Here is a 20,682-nt window from a genome sequence, read left to right on the forward strand (position 1 = left end):
CGTGTTGGGGGAGGGTGGTGCGGGATGCGGTGGTGTTTGCCCGGAGGGGGTACAGTCGCCCGCAATCGCGCGGTGATGGTGGCGTCTGGAGGTTGCGGGGATGGGCATCGGACACCTGTTCCTCTATGGCGCTCTGGCGCTGGTCGCGGTCTGGCTGGTGGCCGAGTTGCTGCTGCAGAACCGGGCCGCGCTGCACTGGCGGGCGCTGGCCCTGGCGGGGTTCCTCGGAGTGGTGGCGGGGATGACGCAATCCTCCGTGCCGGTGATAGTCGTGGGCGCCGGCGCCTTCGCGGCGGGCCAGGCGATGGTCACCCTCTCGGTCAAGCGCGGTCGCCCGGTCGGCTGGTCGTTGCGTAGCGCGGACGGCTCCCTGCCCGGGCCGCTGGCGAAGGTTCCGCTGCTGGCCGCGGCCACCGGCGGGACGACCGCCGTCGCGGCGGCCGCGGTGGCGGCTCCGAAGGTCGGTGAGGTCGGCCCGGTCGAGGACGAGCCGGTGGAGGAACAGCCGTACGCGTACGAGGAGTTCCAGGAGCTCGACGCCGGGGTCTACACCGAGGAGTCGGTCTCCTACCAGCAGCCGGTGCAGGAGCAGTACGCCTACCAGCAGCAGCCCGACTACGGCTACCAGCAGCAGTACCAGCCGGAGCAGCAGTACCAGCAGCAGCCGCAACTGATCGGCTACGACCAGTACGGCCGGCCGGTCTACCAGTTCCCGCAGCAGCAGCAGTACCAGCCGGAGCAGCAGTACCAGCAGCAGCCGCCGTACATCCCGCAGCAGCCCGGCGAGCAGCAGCACAACTGGTACTACCAGCAGCAGTACTGAGCCGCCGTCAGGCCGGGCCGATCAGCCCGGCGGTGATCGAGGCGGACATCCCGACCCGGGCCAGCCCGCCGCCGGGGTGGGCGTGCGCGCCGATCAGGTACAGGCCGGGCTCGCCGGGCCGGTTGGCCTGGGCGAGTTGCCCGCCCGCCAGTGCGGGCACCGGGACGGACGCGGTCAGCCGGGTCTCCCGCCAGCGCAGCCGCTCCCGCAGGTCGAGGCCCGCGGCGGCCAGGTGGGCCAGCAACTGTTCGGCGTAGGCGTCCTGTTGGGCGTCCGTCAGGGTGAGCCCGGCGGGAACGGTGACGGTCAGCACGGCCGTCTCGGAGTTCGCGTCGGGCACCAGCAACGGGTCGTCGGGGCGCAGCAGTTGGACGGTGGGGCGCTCGGGCAGGGTGCGGTCGGTGAAGACCGCGCGGGCCTCGGCGGCGACGTCCGCGCCGTGCAGCACGGTGCGGTGCGCAGTGCCGGCGGGGCGGGAGCCGTTCAGCGCGAGCAGGACGGTGAAGCGGCCGGGCGCGAGTTCGGTGGGCGCGGCGACCCCCAGGCCGGGGACGGCCGACAGCACCGCGTCGGCGGTCAGCACCCCGTCGTCGGTGCGGACGCCGGTCACCCGCCCGTCGGCACGCTCCAGCGTCCGTACGGGCGTGTCGAAGCGGAACTCGACGCCGCGGCTCCCGCACCGCGCGAACACCGCGTCGGCGAGCGCCCGCATGCCGCCGCCCACGTACCAGACGCCGAACGACTGCTCCATGTACGGCAGGACGGTCGCCGAGGCGGGCGCGGTCAGCGGGTTCAGGCCGTACCGCAGCGCGTACTCGGCGAGCAGCGCGGCCGGGCCGGGCTCGCCGTCCAGCTCGCGGGCGGTGACGTCGGCCAGCGTGTGGCGGCCGCGCGGCAGCAGCCGGGACAGGCCGCGACGCGGCGGCACCGGGTACGGGTCGACGGGGTCGACGGCCGGGCGGGGCTCCTCCAGCAGCGGGCGGCGGGTGGCCTCCCAGACGGTGCGGCCCCGGTTGACCATGTCGTTCCAGCGCTCACCGGCGCCCGCGCCGAACGTCGAGTCCAGCGCCTGGCCGACCCCGCCGCGGGACGCGTTCGGCAGTACCAGTTCGCTGCCGTCCGCGAACAGGTGCCGGCTCTCCGGGTCCACCGGCCGCAGCGCGACCAGCTCCTCCAGCGGCTCCCGGCCGGTCTTCAGCGCGAGGTCGCGGTACACGGCGGGCAGCGCCAGCAGGCCCGGCCCGGTGTCGAACCCGAAACCCTCCCGCCGGTACGACCCCACCTGGCCGCCGTACGTTCCGGCCGCCTCCAGCACCGTCACCCGGTGCCCGAGGGTGGCCAGCCTGGACGCGGCGGCCAGACCGCCCATACCTGCGCCGACGACGATGATGCGAGCCATGGCAGGAGATCTTATGCGGCCTTCACACGGCGACGGCCTCCGGTGGGTGCGTCCACGCGCAGGTCACTGTGCCGGGTCGAGCCCCGGGGTGCGCGCCCCCGCCTTCGCCAGGCGGCGCTCCTTGCGGCGGAGCCGGAACCGCCGGATGCGGGACACCGCGAACCAGACCAGCAGCCCCCCGAGCAGCAGCAGGACGGCCGCCGCCGAGGCCGCCAGCCACGGGTGGAAGACCGCCAGGGTCACCAGGCCCGCCACCGACAGGTCCTCGCCCAGGCTGAGCAGGATGTTGGAGGCCGGTTCGGGCGAGGTGTTCACCGCCATCCGCAGGCCGGCCTTGATGCCGTGGCTGAGCAGGGCCGTTGCGCCGCCGACCGCGCCGGCCGCGACCTCGCCCAGCGAGCCCGGGTCGTGGGCCGCCAGCAGGGCGCCCACGGTGGCGCCGGCGATCGGGCGGACGAAGGTGTGCACCACGTCCCACACGCTGTCCACGTACGGGATCTTGTCGAGCACCGCCTCGCACAGGAACAGCACCGCCGCGGCGATCAGCACGTCGGTGCGCTCCAGCACCGGCGGCACCGAGTCCGCGCCGCCGAACCGGCCGAACAGGCCCAGCAGCAGCACCACGGCGTAGGCGTTGATCCCGCTCGCCCAGCCGCTGGTGAAGATCAGCGGAACGGCCTCCACCGCAGCCCCCTCGCACACGCTCCGTCGTCCGGCCCTCGGACGGACCCGGCCACCGTACCCGCCCCGCCGACCGTCGGGGGCGTCTGAGTATCCGTACTCAGATCGCCGGTTGAGTACCCGCGCGGATTCCCGGTGCCACGGCGTGACGGCACAGTAGTGGGCAACGGGACGGCCACCACCGGGTGAGCCTCCCGAAGCGCCCGGGGCAGGCCACGTCCAACGGGGGAACGGCGGCCCGCACCACAGGCCCTGGGCGCGACCAACGGCCGCACGAAAGGGGCCGGGCACCGCCGACACGGGGCGGCGGAGCCCGGCCCCCGCCGGGGGAGCGGCCGTGGGGACGACCGACCGGCCACGAACGGCCCGGAGTTGTCAGACCCCCCGTTCACGATGGATGCATGACCGGGCCGACCGGCCCGGGCAAGGTCCGGAGTGAACGGGGGAGACCCATGACCATCAGTCGTCCTGAGCCTGTCGCCCGCCCTGCCGTCGATCAACCCGTCGTCGACCAGCCCACCCTGCCCGCCGCCCGCGGAGCCGACGTCCACCCGGTGCTGCGGCGGGTTCCCGCCTCGCCGGCCGCGCTCGAACTGCTGCGGCACGCCCACCGCACCCTGGTGTTCGCCCGGGGTCGGCAGGATCCGCTGGAGCGCTACGCCACCGCCCACCTCGCCGCGCTGCGCGCCACCGCCGCCGTGCTCGCGGTCCGCGGCCGTCCCGAACGCCATCCGCGCCGCCGCCACGCGATCCGCCCCGCGTGGGAGCTGCTGCCCGAGGTCGCCCCCGAACTCGCCGAGTGGGCCGCCTACTTCGCCGCCGGCGCCCGCCGCCGCGCCGCCGCCGAGGCCGGCATCGCCGGCGCCGCCGGGCCGCGGGACGCGGACGACCTGATCCGCAACACCGCCCTCTACCTCCGGATCGTGGAGCGGATCCTGGCCCTGCATCCCTGAGCCGGCGGCTGTGCCGCACCGGCCCGCCCTGTTCGGACGGATAGGGTGAGGGCGTTCCCGCCGTGGAAGACCTGCCAAGAGGGGTGCCGCCTTGTATCCGACTCGTCCCCGCAGTGCGCTGCGTACCGCCGTGGTGTGGGAGGTGCTGCGGTCGGCGCTGGAACGGCGCTCCGCCGAGCTCGGACGGCCGGTCCTGGAGGTCGTCGACACCGGCGGCGGCACCGGCAACTTCGCCGTGCCGGTGGCCAGGCTGGGCCACCGGGTCACCGTGGTCGACCCCAGCCCCGACGCGCTGTTCGCCCTGGAGCGGCGGGCCGCCGAGGCCGGGGTCACCGACCTGGTGCGCGCCGTCCAGGGCGACACCCAGACGCTGCCCGAGCTGGTCCCGGCCGGCTCGGTCGACGCGGTGCTCTGCCACGGCGTGCTGGAGGTCGTCGACGACCCCGCCGAGGCGCTCGGCCACCTGGTCGGCACCCTCGGCAAGGGCGGCCTGGTCAGCCTGCTCGCCGCCAACCGCAACGGCGCCGTGCTGGCCCGCGCGGTGGCCGGCCAGTTCACCGACGCCCGCACCGTGCTGGACGCTCCAGACGGCCGCTGGGGCGCCGGCGACCCGATGCCCCGCCGCTTCACCGGCGACCAGCTCGACGCCCTCGCCACCGACGCCGGCCTGCGGGTCACCTCCGTGCACGGGATCCGGGTCTTCGCCGACCTGGTCCCCGGCGTCCTGGTCGACACCGAGCCGGGCGCGCTCGACGCCCTGCTCAAGCTGGAGCTGGCCGCCGCCGAGCAGCCCGCCTTCCACGCCGTCGCCACCCAGCTCCACCTGCTCGCCGAAGCGGCCTGACCGCCCACCGGCACAGCCAGGGGCACCAAGTGGGAGGGCCGTTCGTTGCAGAGGTGCAGGCCCCGGTTCGTGGTGGCCCGTGCCACGCCCGATTGACCACGCCGAACCGGGCCCGTGGACCGTATGATCTGGGTAAAGCCGGTAAGCATGACGGCCAGACCGGTGGGGCATATGGACCACGAGGCCCGAGCCAGGGGTGGCGGACCGGTCGCCCCGCGACCGACGAGTAGGAGGACTCCGTGCCGCTCTCGGAGCACGAGCAGCGACTGCTCGAGCAGATGGAGCGAGCGCTGTACGCCGAAGATCCCAAGTTCGCGTCAGCGCTTGAGGGAACCGGCCTGCGCACCTACACCCGCCGGCGGGTCTACCTGGCCGCGGCGGGGTTCGTGGCAGGCATCGCGCTGCTCATGGGCGGCCTGGTCGCGCAGGTCATCTGGGTCAGCGTGATCGGGTTCCTGGTAATGCTGGGCTGTGCGGTCCTCGCGGTCACCGCGTGGCGTCGAGGCCCGGCCGGACACGGTCCACGGCAGGCGGCAGCGCCACGCCGGAAGACCGGCGTCGTGGACAAAATGGAACAGCGCTGGCAGCGGCGCCGCGACGAGCAGAGCGGGCTGTAGCGCGACCGGAACTCACAACGGAGAGATCCGCCCGAGGAGGGAGTCTTCCCTCGTCGGGCGGATCTTTGCGTGCAGCGCCCTTCCCGCAGGTCCCCGCGCCCGGGCGGGGCGCGGGGACCTGGCGGCGGCTACTCCTTCGGGGTACGGCGGAAGCGTCCGGTGAGCTTGCTGCGGATCGCGTCCGTGCGGCGGGTGGTGCGTTCGTTGAGGGCGGCCATGCGTTCCTGGGTGCGCCACCAGAGGCGGACGGTGGAGGCGGGCAGGAGCAGGGCGCGCAGGCGGCGGCCGCGGGTGGCCTGGGTGAGCAGGCCGTCGCGGGCGGTGCGGACGTCGGCGCCGAGGTGCGGGGGCGGGTCGGACTCGCGGGCGTACATGACGCGTTCGGTGGCGAGGGCGACCCGGCCGGCGGCCTCGGCCGCGGCGGGGGCGAGGTGGGCGTCCTCGGCGAGCCGGCGGGCGGCGTTCCGGGGAGTGCGGGCCTCGTCGGGCGGCAGGCCCAGGTCCCAGGCGGAGTCGACGAGTTCGGCCCAGGCGGCGAGCACCTGTTCGTCGGTGAGCCGGGGCCCGTCCGCGCCGGGTCCGTGCCGGCCGGCGCCGAGGCGGCGTCGGCGCAGGCGGCCGCGGAGCATCATGGGCGTGGCCAGCACGGCGAGCAGCAGGACCAGGGCGGCCGCGGCGAGCAGGGCGGGCAGGCTCCGCCACCACGCGGTGGCGGTGGTGCGGTGCTCGACCACCGCGGACTGGTCGTCGCAGTCGCCGATGCGGTGCTGCTGCGCGGTGCAGGTGCTGGAGGCGGACGGTCCGGCGGACGGCCGGTCGGCGGAGGAGGAGGCGCTGGGCTGCGCGCTCGGCTTGGCCGTGTTCGCGGCCTGCGGGACGGAGTACAGCGGGGCGGCGCCCCGGTTCGGGGTGGGCTCGAAGCGCATCCAGCCGAGGCCGGAGAAGTACAGCTCCGGCCAGGCGTGGTAGTTGGAGCTGCGCACGATCCGGTTGGAGCCGTCGCCGGTGCCGGGGGTGAAGCCGATGGCGACCCGGGCGGGGATGCCGAGGGAGCGGGACATCGCGGCCATGGTGGCGGCGAAGTGCACGCAGAAGCCCTCCCTGTCCTGGAGGAACTTGGCGATGGCGTCCGGGCCGGTGCGCGGTTCGATCTTCGTGTTGTAGGTGAAGTCGCCCTTGGTGAAGTACTGCTGGAGGGCGACGGCCTGGTCGTACGGGTTGCCGGCGTTCGCGGTGATCTTCCGGGCGGTCTCGCCGACCACGGCGGGCAGGTTGGCGGGCAGCCCCAGGTAGCGCCGGGTGATGTCCTCGGGCGCGGGGGCGGCCGAGCGCAGCTGCGAGGCGTCGGGGTTGACGGTGACCGAGCCGACCGAGTACGAGAGGCCGTTGGTCTTCTGGCCGTTGACGGCGACGACGGTGCGGCCGGTCCGGTCGAAGCGCCAGTTCTGGATGGACGGCATCTCCACCCAGGACACCGGGTACGGCATCGGCAGCCAGGTGGCGCCGAGCCGGTCGGAGATCCTGACGTTGGTGCGGATCGGGTTGGTGGCGACGCCGGCGGCCAGGCCCTCGGGGGAGGGCAGCGTGGTGGGCAGCGGTTCGCCGGACTGGTTGCCGACCTTCCACTCCTCGCCGTCGAACTCGCTGAGCGCGGCGACCCGCAGGTAGAGCTGGTCGGCGTCGGTGGCGTCGGTGGAGAAGCGCAGCAGCTCGGTGTCGTCGTTGGAGCGCAGGTTGGCGGTGAGCGCGACCACCAGGTTGAGCGAGCGTTCGTCGCCGGGGCCGTTGCCCGTCCCGTTGCCGCTGCCGGCTCCGCCGCCGAGGCCGCCGAACAGGCCGGAGCCGGCCGAGGGCAGCAGGGCGGGCAGCAGCAGGGCGGTGGCGAGCGCGATCAGGCCGACCCGGCGGCCGCCGTTGGACAGCGCCACGGCGGAGCGGCCGGTGCCGTGGAAGACCCGGCCCCAGCGGGTGAGGCGGTCCTGGCCCTCGGTGTACAGCAGGATCAGGTAGCCGGCCGCGGCGAACAGGAACCACAGCCACATGCCGCCCGGCGAGCCGGCCAGGCCGCAGCCCACCGAGTACAGGGCGAGCAGCGGCAGGCCCGCGGCGGCGGCCCGGCGGTAGGTGACGGCCAGCGCGTCGACCAGGACGGCGACCAGGGCGACCGAGCCGACCACGATCAGCCGCAGGCCGTCGGTGGTGGGCGCGGGGATCGCGTACTCCTGGATGTCGCTGCCGCCCGCGGCCAGCCGGGTGGAGAGGGCGTCGAGCGCGGCCGGGCCGGGCAGCACGCCGACGGTCATCGCGGACTGCACCGTGGTCAGCATCAGGACGTACACCACCGCGAGCAGCTGGAGCGGCAGCACCAGCGGGCGGGGCAGCGGCAGCGCGCGCAGGCCGGCGCCGGCGCCGGCCGCGACGGCGATCATCAGCAGGCCGTGCGGGGCCAGGGCGAAGGAGTCCTGGAACAGCGGGGACAGGGACAGCGCCGCCAGGGCGGTCGCCAGGGCCGCGCAGAGCGTCAACTTGGCCCGGGTGGTCACGCGCCGACCTCGTCTCGGTAGGGAACGGAATTCTGGGTGCGGTCGGCGGCCCGCCACAGCGCGGGCAGCGAGTCGCCGGCCCGCACCGGGAGGACGGTCCAGCCGGCCGCGCGCAGTCGGCCGATCGCCGTGTCGGCCTGCTCGTCGGGAGTCTCCGGGAAGAGGTGCCGCAGGCCCGACCAGGTGCCGGTGTCCAGCAGCAGGGCGACCCCGCCGCCGGCCCGGCGGCGCAGCCTGGCCAGGCGCTCGGTCTGGTCCTCGTCGAGGTCGCCGACGATCGCCACCAGCAGGCCCTCGCCGCCCAGGCGCAGCACCTCCTCGGCGCGGTTCAGGCCGCCGCCGTCGGAGTGCTCGACCACGGCGAGCGCGTCCAGCAGCACGCCGACGGTCTCGGCGGTGGTGGTGTTGGCGCCGTGCTGCGGGTGGGCGCGGCCGGTGTCGGTGAGCAGCCGGGTCTGGTAGCCGCGCTGCACCAGGTCGACGGAGATCGAGGCGGCGGCGGACACCGCCCATTCGAACGAGGAGGCGGGGCCGGAGCCGCGGTGCGCGGTCTCCCGGGTGTCCAGCAGCACGGTGGCGCGGGCCCGGAGCGGCTGCTCCTCGCGACGGACCATCAACTCGCCGTAGCGGGCGGTGGACTTCCAGTGCACCCGGCGCAGGTCGTCGCCGTGCCGGTACTCGCGCGGGATGACGTCGTCGTCGCCGGCCAGCGCCAGCGCGTGCGCGTTGGACTCGCCCTGCCCGGCGGACTCGCCGGGCAGCCGCACCGGCGGCAGGTCCTGGACCTGCGGGACCACGGTGAGCACGTCGGCGGCGGTGAACGCGCGGGTCAGCTCGCACATCCCGAACGGGTCGGACAGCCGCAGCTGCAGCGGGCCGAGCGGGTAGCGGCCGCGCAGGTCGGAGCGGACCCGGTAGGACACCTCGCGGAAGCCGCGCGGCTCGACCCGGTCCAGCACGAAGCGCGGGCGCGGACCCAGCACGTACGGGACCTTGTCCTCCAGCAGCAGCAGGCCGGTGGGCACCCGGGAGACGTTGTCCAGCCGCAGGTGCACCCGGGCCTCCTGGCCGGCCGCGGCGCGCTGCGGGCTGAGCCGGCGGCCGGAGGCGACCCGGTAGCGGGTGCGGACCAGCAGCAGTGCGGAGGCCAGCGGCAGCACCGCCAGCAGCACGCCGACCTGGAACAGCGCGCTCTGGCCGAACAGGTACGCGCAGAGCGCGGCGGTCAGGCCGGCGGCCAGGAAGGAACGCCCCCGGGTGGTGAGCCCCTGCAGGGCGGCGCGCAGCCCGGAGGGCCGGGCGGGGCCCGGCACCTCAGCGGCCCTGCGGACGCGGGAGGGGCAGTCGGGACACCAGGTCGAGCACCACGTTCTCCACGGTGCGGCGGCTCAGCTGGGTCTCCGAGGTGGGCAGCAGACGGTGCGCCAGCACCGGCACGGCCAGCGCCTGGATGTCGTCCGGCAGCACGTAGTCGCGGCCGTCCAGGGCGGCGTGCGCGCGGGCCGCGCGGACCAGGTGCAGGGTGGCCCGGGGGGAGGCGCCGAGCCGCAGCTCGGGGGTGTTGCGGGTGGCGGAGACCAGGTCGACGGCGTACCGGCGGACCGGGTCGGAGACGTACACGCCCTTGACCACCTCGATCAGCTTGAGCAGGTCGGCGGCGTGCGCGACCGGCCGCAGGTCGTCCAGCGGGTTGGCGGCCGAGTGCAGGTCGAGCATCGCGTACTCGGCCTCGGGGCTCGGGTAGCCGATCGAGATGCGGGCCATGAAGCGGTCGCGCTGGGCCTCGGGCAGGGCGTAGGTGCCCTCCATCTCGACCGGGTTCTGGGTGGCGATCACCATGAACGGCGAGGGCAGCTCGTAGGAGGTGCCGTCGATGGTGACCTGGCGCTCCTCCATCGACTCCAGCAGCGCCGACTGGGTCTTCGGGGAGGCCCGGTTGATCTCGTCGCCGACCACGATCTGCGCGAAGATCGCGCCGGGCCGGAACTCGAAGTCCCGCTGGTGCTGGTCGAAGACGTTGGTGCCGGTGACGTCGGAGGGCAGCAGGTCGGGGGTGAACTGGATCCGGCGGACCGTGCAGTCCACCGAGCGGGCCAGCGCCTTGGCGAGCATGGTCTTGCCGACGCCGGGCACGTCCTCCAGCAACAGGTGGCCCTCGGCGAGCAGCACGGTCAGCGCGATCCGGACGGCCTCCGGCTTGCCCTCGATCACGCTCTCGACGGACGCCCGGACCCGGTCGACCACCGCCGTCAGCTCCGCCAGCCCGGCCGGCTCCCGGCGTTCGCGGCGGTCCTGCTCCGGCTGCCCCGTGCCCTGTCCGTTGATGGTCGTCACCCGTACGCTCCCATGTGCAACAGTCGCCGGGCGGCTGGTTCGAGCCCGGCCCGCCCCGAATACTTGGCGCATTCTTCCCTGTCCCCCGACCAGAAGTCACCCGGCCGGGCGACACGCGAAGGCTTGTCCCGGTTTGGGACGAGGGCGCGGCCCGGACGGTTTCAGCGGATCTCGCGGAGCAGTCCGGTGTGCACGTCGAAGACGAATCCGCGGACCTGGTCGCGGTGCGGCAGGAACGGCGAGGTGCGCACCCGCTGCATGGACTGGCGGACGTCGCCGTCCAGGTCGGTGAAGGCCTCCACCGCCCACTGCGGGCGCTGGCCGACCTCGTGCTCCAGTTCGTGCCGGAAGTCCTCGGTCAGGCCGAGCAGGCCGCAGCCGGTGTGGTGGATCAGCACCACCGTGCGGGTGCCCAGGGCGCGCTGACTGATGGTCAGGGAGCGGATGGTGTCGTCGGTGACCACGCCGCCCGCGTTGCGGATGATGTGCGCGTCGCCGAGCTCCAGGCCGAGCGCGGCGAACAGGTCGAGCCGGGCGTCCATGCAGGCCACCACGGCGACCTTGCGCACCGGGCGGGCGTCCATGCCGCCGTCCCGGAAGGTTTCTGCGTAGGAGCGGTTGGCTGCCACGAAGCGGTCGGTCTCGGACGGCCGGTCGGAGCCGGGAGCAGGTGCCATGCGACGACCGTAGTGGGGTGGCGCGGGCGGCGGGACCCACCTGCGCAAGCCTTTACCCGCCGGGCTCCGGGCCCCGTTCGGACGGCTTCGACCCGGTTCGACCGGCGCGTCCGGAGCGCTCCGCGCCCCGTCCGGCCGGCGGCCCGCACCACCGGTCCGACCTGCGAGGACGGATACGGCCGGGCGGGTGGTGCGCCGTGGTGGAGCGTTGACTGGCGAGGCGTGGGCGATAGTCTGGCGGCGCAGTGGAGCACGGCGGACGGCACCCGGCAACCGGGCGCCCGGCCGCTCTCCGCACCGGGCCGGCCGGCCCGCACGCAGTCCGCGGCCTCCTCCCGCTCCGTGCCCACCTGGCGCACCTTCCCCGGCGCCGGGCGGTCGCTCCTTCCCCCGAGCGAGCGGGCGGGGACCACGGGTGGCGTGTGGAGCCGGCGGCCCGGTGAGCGAGAATGGCGGGGCCACACCTGCACCTGAGGAAGGGCCCGGCCCCCGTATGAGTACCGACAGCCCCAACCCCCGGCACATTCCGGTGATGCTGGAGCGCTGCCTGGACGCCCTCGCTCCGGCGATCTCCGCGCCCGGCGCGGTGGTGGTGGACGCCACCCTGGGCCTGGGCGGCCACAGCGAGGCACTGCTGACCCGCTTCCCCGACGTCCGGCTGGTCGCCGTCGACCGCGACCCGCAGGCGCTGAAGCTCTCCGGTGAGCGGCTGGCCCGTTTCGGCGACCGTGCCACCCTGGTGCACGCCGTGTACGACGAGATCCCGGAGGTCCTCGCCGACCTGGGGATCCCCGCGGTGCAGGGCGTGCTGTTCGACCTCGGGGTGTCCTCGATGCAGCTGGACGAGGCCGACCGCGGCTTCGCCTACGCCCAGGACGCGCCGCTGGACATGCGGATGGACCAGACCCGCGGCATCTCCGCCGCGGAGGTCCTCAACACCTACAGCCACGGCGACCTGGCCCGGATCCTCAAGGTGTACGGCGAGGAGCGGTTCGCCGGGAAGATCGCCTCCGCGGTGCTGCGGGAACGCGAGAAGGAACCGTTCACCAACAGCGCTCGTCTGGTGGAGTTGGTGCGGAACGCCATTCCGGCCGCCACCCGGCGGACCGGCGGCAACCCGGCCAAGCGGACCTTTCAGGCGTTGCGGATCGAGGTCAACGGCGAACTGGAGGTGCTGGACCGGGCCATCCCCGGCGCGCTGGACGCCCTCGCGATGGGCGGTCGGATCGTCGTGATGTCCTACCAGTCGCTGGAGGACCGCCTGGTCAAGCAGTACTTCCAGGCCGGCGCCACCTCGACCGCCCCGCCGGGCCTGCCGGTGATCCCCGAGGAGCTCCAGCCCTGGCTGAAGCTGCTCACCCGAGGAGCCGAACTGGCGACCGAGGAGGAGATCGAGGAGAACCGGCGCGCCGCACCCGTACGGCTGCGCGTGGCGGAGAGGATCAGGGAGACCCGGAGGTAGCCAGCCGCCGGGAGCAGCGGAGCGAAGGGGAGTGGAGCGGTGCCGGTGGCCGGCGAGCGGACCCGGGGGCGCGTCCCCGGGCAGGGGGGCAGGGCACGGATCACCGTCCGGCCCGGGGCGCGCTCGATGCGGGGGCGCACCCCGTTCGCGGTGCTGGTGGTCACCCTGCTGTCGGCCGGGCTGCTCGGACTGCTGATGCTCAACACCGCCCTCAACGAGGGCTCGTTCACGCTGTCCCGGCTGCGGAAGCAGACCACCGAGGCCACCGACCAGCAGCAGTCCCTCCAGCAGGAGATCGCCGCCCAGTCCGCGCCCGACGCGCTGGAGCAGCGCGCCCGCGACCTCGGCATGGTCCCCGGCGGCGACCCGGTCTTCCTGGGCGCCGACGGCAGCGTCACCGGCAAGCCCAAGGCCGCCGAGGACAACCCGCCGGTGCCGCGCAGCAGCGCCGACCCCTGGCAGCGCCCCGCCGCCTCCGGCTCGCCCTCGCCCGCGGCGTCGCCGAGCCCCGGCGACCCCGGCATCGAGCTGGCCCCCGCGCCGCCCGCCAGCCCCTCGCCCGGGGCCCAGCGGTGACCCGCCCGCCCGGCGACGGCCACCGCCCGCGCCGCACCCCGCCGTCCGGCGGCCGCCCCGCCGCGCCCCGCCGCCGGGTCGGCGAGCCGCGCCACTCCGGCGACGGCGCCCCGCCGCGCCCGGCCCGCCCGCGGCCGTCCGCGGGGGAGCGCCGGCCCGCCGTCCGGCCCCGGCCGCGCCCCGAGGTCTGCCGCCCGCCCGCCCGCCGCCCGGCGTCCGGCGCGCGGGTGATCAAGCTGGCCGATCCCAAGCGCCGGCTGCGGCTGGTGACGGTCTGTCTGGGCCTGGTGTTCGTGATCTTCGCGGGCCGGCTGGTGCAGCTCCAGCTGCTGGACTCCGACGCGCTGGCGGCCGGCGCGGGCGCCAACAAGTACGTCCGGGTGTCGCTGCCCGCCGAGCGCGGCTCGATCACCGCCGCCGACGGCACCGTGCTGGCCACCAGCGTGGACGCGTACGACATCACCGCCGACCCGACCATGTTCACCCCCGAGGCGACCCACCTGCCGGACGCCCCCGAGCAGGCCGCGGCGCTGCTCGCGCCGATCCTCGGCCAGCCGAAGGAGAAGCTGGCGGCCGCGCTCCACCTGAACGCGAAGAACCCGAAGAGCCAGTACGCGCTGCTGACCGCCCGTCAGGAGCCGAAGGCCAAGGCGCAGATCGCCGACCTGAAGTCCGCGCTGACCAAGCAGACCGACACCAAGGTCTGCCGGGGCCAGCGCGAACTGCTCGGCAAGCCCGCCGAGAAGGGCGGCCGGCAGTTCCTCGACACCGCCTGCGTGAACCCGCTGGCCGGGGTGTTCTGGGAGCAGTCGACCCGGCGCAGCTATCCGGCGAACGGCCTGGCCGCCAACCTGATCGGCTTCGTCAACTCCGAGGGCACCGGCACCGGCGGCCTGGAGCTCCAGTACCAGCAGCAGCTGGCCGGCGAGGACGGCTACTCGACCTACGCCTCGGCCGGCGGCCGCCGGGTCGCCACCGCCGGCGGCAACCGGCAGGACGCGGTGCCCGGCAGCGACCTGCGGCTGACGGTGAATCCGGACATCCAGTGGGCGGCGCAGCGCGCCATCACCGACCAGGTGTCCAACGCCGGGGCGGAGAAGGGCTACGTGGTCGTCCAGGACGTGAAGACCGGTCAGGTGCTGGCGATGGCCTCCTCCCCGGGCTTCAACCCGAACGACCTGTCCTCGGCCCGCGCCGACCAGCTCGGCAACCCGGCCCTGCAGGACGCCTACGAGCCGGGCTCCACCGCCAAGCTGATGACCATGGCGGCGGTGCTGGACACCGGCTCGGCGAACTGGGACACCCATGTGACGGTGCCGAACACGCTGCAGCGCTCCGACCGGGTCTTCCACGACGACGTCGACCACGAGACCTGGTACCTGACGCTGGCGGGCGTGCTCGCCAAGTCGTCCAACATCGGCACCATCGAAGCCGCCGAGCACCTGGGCCCGACCCAGGCCGAGGCCAACAAGGTGCTCGCCGGGTACCTCGACAAGTTCGGCATCGGGAAGCCCAGCGGGCTGGGCTTCCCCGGCGAGACCCGCGGCATCCTGGCCAAGCCGGAGGACTGGAACGGCTCGCAGCAGTACACCATCCCGTTCGGCCAGGGCCTGTCGGTGAACGCCCTGCAGGCGACCTCGGTGTTCTCCACCATCGCCAACGGCGGCGTGCGGGTCGCCCCCGGCCTGCTGGCCGGCACCACCGGACCGGACGGGCGGTTCACGCCCGCGCCGGCCGGGGCGCAGAGCCGGGTGGTGACGGAAGCGACCGCGAAGACGCTGACCGAGATGCTGGAGTCCGTCGTCACCGACGAGCAGGGCACCGGCACCAAGGCGCAGATCCCGGGCTACCGGGTGGCCGGCAAGACCGGTACCGCCAACCGGGTGGATCCGAAGACCGGCAAGTACTCCGGGTACACCGCCTCCTTCATCGGCTTCGCGCCTGCCGACCAGCCCCGGGTGACGGTCTCCTGCGTCATCCAGGACCCGGTCAACGGGCACTTCGGCGGGCAGCTGTGCGGGCCCGTGTTCAAGCAGGTGATGGAGTTCACCCTCAAGACCCTCCAGGTCCCGCCGAGCGGCAGCGAGGCGCCGAACCTGCCCGTCGACTGGAAGCCCTGAGATGAGCGACACCCCCGACACCGCCCGGCGCGCCGAGCACGACGCCCGCGACGCCCGCGATGTGAGCAGCGTCACGGCCGACGGGACCCGGTTTGGCCCCGGGGGGCATGGGGCCGATAGCCTTCCGGCCGTGCCGAAATCCGATCAAATCTCCGCGAGTCCCCCCCGTCCGAGCCGCGCCGCGGCGCTGCCCCTCGCCGAGGCGGCCCGGCTGCTCGGGCTGCCGCCCGCCGAGGGCCCGGCCGTCACCGGCATCACCCACGACTCCCGGGCGGTGCGTCCGGGCGACGTGTACGTGGCCTTCCCCGGCGCCAACCACCACGGCGCGGCGTTCGCCGCCGGCGCGGTGGCCGCCGGCGCGGTCGCGGTGCTCACCGACGCCGCCGGCGCGGAGCTGGCCGCGGACGCGGGCGTGCCGCTGCTGGTGGTGGACAGCCCCCGCGCGGTGATGGGCGAGCTCGCCGCGGCGGTCTACGGGGCCGCCGCCGAGCGGATGCTGATGATCGGCCTGACCGGCACCAACGGCAAGACCACCACCTCCTACCTGGTCGAGGGCGGCCTGCGCGGAGCCGGCCGGCTGCCCGGCGTGATCGGCACCGTGGAGATGCGGGTCGGCGCCGAGCGGATCAAGTCCGAGCGCACCACCCCCGAGGCCACCGACCTGCACGCGGTGCTCGCCGTGATGCACGAGTCCGGCGCCGACGCGGTGGTCATGGAGGTCTCCAGCCACGCGCTGGTGTACGGCCGCACCGACGGCGTGGCCTACGACGTCGCGCTGTTCAACAACCTGACGCCGGAACACCTCGACTTCCACCCCGACATGGAGGACTACTACCGGGCCAAGGCCCGGCTGTTCGAGCCCGGCAAGGCCCGGCTCGGCGTCGCGAACCGCGACGACTCCTATGGCCGCCGACTGGCCGGCGAGGCCCGGATCCCGATGGTGACCTTCTCCGCCGCGGGCGACCCGGCCGCCGACTGGCGCGCCGTCGACGTCCAGCTCGGCCCGGCCGGGTCCACCTTCACCGTGGTCGGCCCGGACGGCGCCCGCGCCGCGGCCTCGGTGCCGCTGCCCGGCCCGTTCAACGTCGCCAACGCGCTCGGCGCGATCACCGCGCTGGTCACCGCCGGCATCGAGCTGGACGCCGCGGTAGCCGGAGTGGCCGAGGTCCCGGGCGTGCCCGGCCGGCTGGAGAAGGTCGACGCCGGGCAGCCGTACGTCGCCGTGGTCGACTACGCGCACAAGCCGGACGCGCTGAGCGCCGTGCTCGCCTCGCTGCGCGAGGTCACCAAGGGCCGGCTGCACGTCGTCGTCGGCTGCGGCGGCGACCGCGACCCGTACAAGCGCGGCCCGATGGGCGCGATCGCCGCCCGGCTCGCCGACACCGCCGTCCTCACCAGCGACAACCCGCGCTCCGAGGACGCGCTGGCGATCCTCGCCACCATGCTCGGCGGCGCCGCCGAGGTGCCCGAGGAGGAGCGCGGCGAGGTGCTCGCCGTCCCCGACCGGGCCGAGGCGATCGCGCTGGCGGTCGCCCGGGCGCACGCCGGGGACACCGTGCTGGTGGCCGGCAAGGGCCACGAGCTCGGGCAGTACGTGAAGGGCGAGGTCCGCCCGTTCGACGACCGCGAGGTGCTGCGGGTGGCGATGGAGCAGCTCATGGAGGCAGAACGGTGATCGCACTGACCCTGGCCGAGGCCGCGAAGGCGGTCGACGGCACCCTGGACGCGGCCGACCCGGACGCGGTGATCACCGGTGCGGTGGTCACCGACAACCGGCGGATCGAGCCCGGCGGCCTGTTCGTGTGCGTGCTCGGCGAACGCGTGGACGGCCACGAGTTCGCCGCGAAGGCGGTCGCCGACGGCGCGGTCGCGGTGCTCGCCACCCGCCCGGTCGGCGTGCCCGCGATCCTGGTCGACGACGTGGTCGTGGCGCTCGGCCGGCTCGCCCGGGCCGTGGTCGCCCGCGCCGCCGACGTGCGGATCGTGGCGCTCACCGGCTCGGCCGGCAAGACCTCCACCAAGGACCTGATCGGCCAACTGCTGGCCGAGCACGGCGAGACGGTCTTCCCGGCCGGCTCGCACAACAACGAGATCGGCCACCCGCTGACGGCCCTTCAGGTCGCCCCCACCACCCGGCACCTGGTGATGGAGATGGGCGCCCGGCACAAGGGCGACATCGAGTACCTGACCGGCATCACCCCGCCCACCGTCGGCCTGGTGCTGAACATCGGCACCGCGCACCTCGGCGAGTTCGGCTCCAAGCAGGGCATCGCCGACGCCAAGGGCGAGATGGTGGAGGCGCTTTCGGCCGACGGCGTCGCCGTGCTGAACGCCGACGACCCGCTGGTGCGTGCCATGAGCAGCCGCACCAAGGCCCGCGTGGTGCTGTTCGGGGAGTCCCAGGACGCACACATCCGCGCCACCGATGTTCGCCTGGACGCCACCGGGAGGCCACAGTTCACGCTCAGCACCCCGGCCGGTTCCGCACCGGTGCAGCTGCGCCTGTACGGTGAGCACCACGTCTCGAACGCCCTCGCCGCCGCCGCGGTGGCGGTGGAGCTCGGGATGCCCGTCGACCGCGTCGCCGAGGCACTCGGCGAAGCCGGTGCGCTGTCCCGTTGGCGCATGGAGGTGGTCGACCGGGCCGATGGCCTGACCGTCGTCAACGACGCCTACAACGCGAACCCGGAGTCCATGCGGGCCGCGCTGCGGGCACTGGCGACGATGGCGGGCAAGGGCCCGGAGCGCCGCCGCACCTGGGCGGTGCTCGGTGAGATGCGGGAGCTCGGCGAGGACAGCTTCGACGAGCACGACGCCATCGGACGGCTCGCCGTCCGGCTCGACATCACCAAGCTGGTGGCGGTCGGCGGACGCGAGGCGGCCCGGATGGAACTGGGCGCGAGGAACGAAGGTTCGTGGGGTGAGGAGTCGGTGCTGGTGTCCGACGCGGACGCGGCGATCGAGCTGCTGCGCAGTCAGGTGCGGCCGGGGGACGTGGTCCTGGTGAAGGCATCCCGTTCGGTGGGCCTGGAGAAGGTCGCCGACGCACTGCTCGCGGACGGTGCCGCGAAGTGAAGCAGATCCTCTTCTCCGGCCTGATCGGCCTGGTGCTGACCCTGCTCGGCACCCCCGCCCTGATCAAGCTGCTCGCCCGGCACGGCTACGGCCAGTACATCCGGGACGACGGCCCCAAGGCGCACCACAGCAAGAAGGGCACGCCCACCATGGGCGGCATCGCCTTCATCCTCGCCACCCTGATCGCCTACTTCGCGACCAAGGCGATAACGGGCGAGTCGCCCACTGCCTCCGGCCTGCTGGTGCTGTTCCTGACCACGGGCCTGGGCCTGGTCGGCTTCCTGGACGACTACATCAAGGTGGTCAAGCGCCGCTCGCTGGGCCTGCGGGCCAAGGCGAAGCTGCTCGGCCAGTCCTTCTTCGCGCTCGCCTTCGCCATCCTGGCGCTGCAGTTCGAGGACAGCCGCGGGAAGACCCCGGCCTCCGACCACCTTTCCTTCGTGCAGGACTTCGACTGGGCGATCGGCCCGGTGCTGTTCGTCCTGTTCGCCTACTTCATGATCGCCGCGATGTCGAACGGCGTGAACCTGACGGACGGTCTGGACGGCCTCGCCACCGGCGCCTCGGTGATGGTCTTCGGCGCCTACACCTTCATCGGCCTGTGGGAGCACGGGCAGAACTGCGCCTACGCGATCAAGGCCACCGCGTCCTGCTACGACGTCCGCGATCCGCTCGACCTCGCCGTGGTCGCCGCCGCCCTGATGGGCTCCTGCTTCGGCTTCCTGTGGTGGAACACCTCGCCCGCGAAGATCTTCATGGGCGACACCGGCTCGCTCGCCCTCGGCGGCGCCCTGGCCGGCCTCGCCATCGTCTCCCGCACCGAGCTGCTGCTGGCCGTCCTCGGCGGCCTGTTCGTGATCATCACCCTTTCGGTGATCATCCAGGTCGGCTCGTTCCGGATGACCGGCAAGCGCGTTTTCAAGATGGCACCACTCCAGCACCACTTCGAACTCAAGGGCTGGAGCGAAGTCCTGATCGTGGTCCGGTTCTGGATCATCCAGGGCCTGTGCGTCGCCGTCGGACTCGGACTCTTCTACGCGGGATGGGTGACCGGATGATCAACCCGGAGTGGGCCGGCCTTCCGGTCGTCGTCGCGGGACTCGGCCTCTCCGGGGTCAGCGCCGCCCGGGTCCTGCACGGACTCGGCGCGCACGTCACGGTCGTGGACGGCGGCACCGGCCCCGCGCTGGACGCCAAGGCCGCGGCCCTCACCGAGCAGGGCATCGCCGTCCGCCTCGGCGACGGCGCCGGCCTGCCCGAGGGCACCCGGCTGATCGTCACCTCGCCCGGCTGGGCCCCCGACAGCCCGCTGTTCGCCGCCGCCGAGCAGGCCGGCGTCCCGGTCTGGGGCGACGTCGAACTCGCCTGGCGGCTGCGCACCCCGCACCCCGCCACCGGCGAGCCGGCCCCCTGGCTGGCCGTCACCGGCACCAACGGCAAGACCACCACCGTCCAGATGCTGGCGTCGATCCTGACCGCCGCCGGCAAGCGCACCGCCGCCGTCGGCAACGTCGGCGTCTCGGTGCTGGACGCGGTCCTCGCCGAGGAGCCCTACGACGTCCTCGCCGTCGAACTCTCCAGCTACCAGCTGCACTGGGCGCCCTCGCTCCGCGTGCACTCCGGCGCCGTGCTCAACCTGGCCCCCGACCACCTCGACTGGCACGGCTCGATGGACGCCTACGCCGCCGACAAGGGCCGGATCTACCAGGGCAACCAGGTCGCCTGCGTCTACAACCTCGCCGACCCGGCCACCGAGGCGCTGGTCCGCGAGGCCGACGTCGAGGAGGGCTGCCGCGCGATCGGCTTCGGCCTCGACGCCCCCGCCGTCTCCAACCTCGGCGTCGTGGACGGCCTGCTGGTCGACCGCGCCTTCGTTCCCGACCGGGACCGGGCCGCCGCGGAGCTCGGCGCCGTCGCCGACATCGATCCGCCGGCCCCGCACAACATCGCCAACGCGCTTGCCGCCGCCGCCCTCGCCCGGGCCTACGGGGTCGACGCCAAGGCCGTCCGCGACGGTCTGCGCGCCTTCACGCCCGACGCCCACCGGATCGCGCACGTCGCCGAGATCGACGGCGTGACCTACGTGGACGACTCCAAGGCCACCAACACCCACGCGACGGCGGCCTCGCTGGCCGCGTACCGCCCCGTGGTGTGGATCGCCGGCGGCCTCGCCAAGGGCGCGACCTTCGACGAACTCGTCGCCGACGCGGCGCCCCGGCTGCGGGCCGCCGTCCTGATCGGCCAGGACCGCCAACTGATCCGCGAGGCGCTCGCGCGACACGCCCCGGAAGTCCCGGTGTTCGAACCCGCGCCGGGGAAGACTGGCGCCGAGGCGATGACCGAGATCGTCCGCGTGGCTGCCGCCGCAGCGCAGAAGGGCGACACCGTCCTGCTCGCACCCGCCTGCGCGTCGATGGACATGTTCACCAACTACGGTGAGCGCGGAGACATGTTCGCAGCGGCAGTACGAGGGCTGTAGGGCGGGAAACCAGGGGCGCGTGGGGGTACCTCCCGGCCCTGGGGCCGGGAGGTACCCCCACGCGCCCCTGGCTGTGGACCTCGAATCGTAGAAGGAGAC

At 74.1% G+C, this 20,682-nt stretch carries 17 protein-coding genes; 11 read left to right on the top strand and 6 right to left on the bottom strand.

The window, feature by feature from the left end:
• The first annotated feature begins 100 nt into the window (after positions 1 to 100).
• On the top strand, positions 101 to 823 hold the full coding sequence (locus tag ACI1MP_RS27245) for a hypothetical protein (protein ID WP_404869679.1): 723 nt from the start codon (positions 101 to 103) through the stop codon (positions 821 to 823).
• 7 nt (positions 824 to 830) lie between these two features.
• On the opposite strand, the gene ACI1MP_RS27250 is transcribed toward ACI1MP_RS27245, so the two are convergent.
• Together ACI1MP_RS27250 and ACI1MP_RS27255 are read right to left on the bottom strand one after the other, a co-directional pair.
• A complete protein-coding gene (locus ACI1MP_RS27250) occupies positions 831 to 2,222 on the bottom strand; it encodes a phytoene desaturase family protein (RefSeq protein ID WP_404869680.1) in 1,392 nt (463 codons plus the stop codon).
• A gap of 63 nt (positions 2,223 to 2,285) precedes the next feature.
• Complete coding sequence (locus ACI1MP_RS27255; protein WP_404869681.1) at positions 2,286 to 2,906, bottom strand: DUF4126 domain-containing protein; 621 nt, start codon at positions 2,904 to 2,906, stop codon at positions 2,286 to 2,288.
• A 449-nt stretch (positions 2,907 to 3,355) separates the two neighbouring features.
• On the opposite strand from ACI1MP_RS27255, the gene ACI1MP_RS27260 reads away from it, so the two are divergent.
• From ACI1MP_RS27260 to ACI1MP_RS27270, 3 genes are all read left to right on the top strand, one after another.
• A complete protein-coding gene (locus ACI1MP_RS27260; RefSeq protein WP_063856598.1) occupies positions 3,356 to 3,856 on the top strand; it encodes an SAV_6107 family HEPN domain-containing protein in 501 nt (166 codons plus the stop codon).
• A 91-nt stretch (positions 3,857 to 3,947) separates the two neighbouring features.
• On the top strand, positions 3,948 to 4,700 hold the full coding sequence (locus ACI1MP_RS27265; RefSeq protein WP_100585996.1) for a methyltransferase domain-containing protein: 753 nt from the start codon (positions 3,948 to 3,950) through the stop codon (positions 4,698 to 4,700).
• A gap of 239 nt (positions 4,701 to 4,939) precedes the next feature.
• On the top strand, positions 4,940 to 5,317 hold the full coding sequence (locus ACI1MP_RS27270; protein WP_043913491.1) for a DUF3040 domain-containing protein: 378 nt from the start codon (positions 4,940 to 4,942) through the stop codon (positions 5,315 to 5,317).
• 128 nt (positions 5,318 to 5,445) lie between these two features.
• Here ACI1MP_RS27270 and ACI1MP_RS27275 read toward each other — a convergent pair whose 3' ends face one another.
• From ACI1MP_RS27275 to ACI1MP_RS27290, 4 genes are all read right to left on the bottom strand, one after another.
• Complete coding sequence (locus ACI1MP_RS27275; RefSeq protein WP_404869682.1) at positions 5,446 to 7,860, bottom strand: transglutaminaseTgpA domain-containing protein; 2,415 nt, start codon at positions 7,858 to 7,860, stop codon at positions 5,446 to 5,448.
• Positions 7,857 to 9,173, bottom strand: coding sequence for a DUF58 domain-containing protein (locus ACI1MP_RS27280; RefSeq protein ID WP_380344076.1), 1,317 nt, complete (start codon positions 9,171 to 9,173; stop codon positions 7,857 to 7,859). Before ACI1MP_RS27280 ends, ACI1MP_RS27275 begins: the two co-directional genes overlap by 4 nt.
• A 1-nt stretch (position 9,174) precedes the next feature.
• Positions 9,175 to 10,122 (bottom strand): MoxR family ATPase, encoded by a 948-nt coding sequence (locus tag ACI1MP_RS27285; RefSeq protein ID WP_043916283.1) that lies wholly within the window; start codon positions 10,120 to 10,122, stop codon positions 9,175 to 9,177.
• Positions 10,123 to 10,355: 233 nt separating this feature from the next.
• Positions 10,356 to 10,871 (bottom strand): beta-class carbonic anhydrase, encoded by a 516-nt coding sequence (locus tag ACI1MP_RS27290; protein ID WP_380344073.1) that lies wholly within the window; start codon positions 10,869 to 10,871, stop codon positions 10,356 to 10,358.
• 493 nt (positions 10,872 to 11,364) lie between these two features.
• Here ACI1MP_RS27290 and rsmH point away from each other — a divergent pair, with 493 nt between their 5' ends.
• The 7 genes from rsmH to murD all read left to right on the top strand — a co-directional run bounded on the left by rsmH (position 11,365) and on the right by murD (position 20,583).
• Positions 11,365 to 12,333, top strand: a complete 969-nt coding sequence (rsmH, locus tag ACI1MP_RS27295) for a 16S rRNA (cytosine(1402)-N(4))-methyltransferase RsmH (protein ID WP_100586000.1) — start codon at positions 11,365 to 11,367, stop codon at positions 12,331 to 12,333.
• A gap of 126 nt (positions 12,334 to 12,459) precedes the next feature.
• On the top strand, positions 12,460 to 12,909 hold the full coding sequence (locus ACI1MP_RS27300; RefSeq protein WP_363473722.1) for a cell division protein FtsL: 450 nt from the start codon (positions 12,460 to 12,462) through the stop codon (positions 12,907 to 12,909).
• Positions 12,906 to 15,029, top strand: a complete 2,124-nt coding sequence (locus tag ACI1MP_RS27305; protein WP_404869683.1) for a peptidoglycan D,D-transpeptidase FtsI family protein — start codon at positions 12,906 to 12,908, stop codon at positions 15,027 to 15,029. Before ACI1MP_RS27300 ends, ACI1MP_RS27305 begins: the two co-directional genes overlap by 4 nt.
• Positions 15,030 to 15,159: 130 nt before the next feature.
• The gene (locus ACI1MP_RS27310) at positions 15,160 to 16,704 is read left to right on the top strand and encodes a UDP-N-acetylmuramoyl-L-alanyl-D-glutamate--2,6-diaminopimelate ligase (RefSeq protein ID WP_100587039.1); all 1,545 of its coding nucleotides are present in this window, start codon (positions 15,160 to 15,162) and stop codon (positions 16,702 to 16,704) included.
• The gene (gene murF, locus ACI1MP_RS27315) at positions 16,701 to 18,104 is read left to right on the top strand and encodes a UDP-N-acetylmuramoyl-tripeptide--D-alanyl-D-alanine ligase (RefSeq protein WP_380344781.1); all 1,404 of its coding nucleotides are present in this window, start codon (positions 16,701 to 16,703) and stop codon (positions 18,102 to 18,104) included. The genes ACI1MP_RS27310 and murF overlap by 4 nt, the downstream gene beginning before the upstream one ends.
• The gene (mraY, locus tag ACI1MP_RS27320; protein WP_189270197.1) at positions 18,101 to 19,162 is read left to right on the top strand and encodes a phospho-N-acetylmuramoyl-pentapeptide-transferase; all 1,062 of its coding nucleotides are present in this window, start codon (positions 18,101 to 18,103) and stop codon (positions 19,160 to 19,162) included. Before murF ends, mraY begins: the two co-directional genes overlap by 4 nt.
• On the top strand, positions 19,147 to 20,583 hold the full coding sequence (gene murD, locus ACI1MP_RS27325) for a UDP-N-acetylmuramoyl-L-alanine--D-glutamate ligase (protein WP_380344777.1): 1,437 nt from the start codon (positions 19,147 to 19,149) through the stop codon (positions 20,581 to 20,583). The genes mraY and murD overlap by 16 nt, the downstream gene beginning before the upstream one ends.
• Positions 20,584 to 20,682: the final 99 nt, after the last annotated feature.

It is taken from the genome of Kitasatospora griseola, from assembly GCF_044999035.1.
GTDB classification, from domain to species: domain Bacteria; phylum Actinomycetota; class Actinomycetes; order Streptomycetales; family Streptomycetaceae; genus Kitasatospora; species Kitasatospora griseola.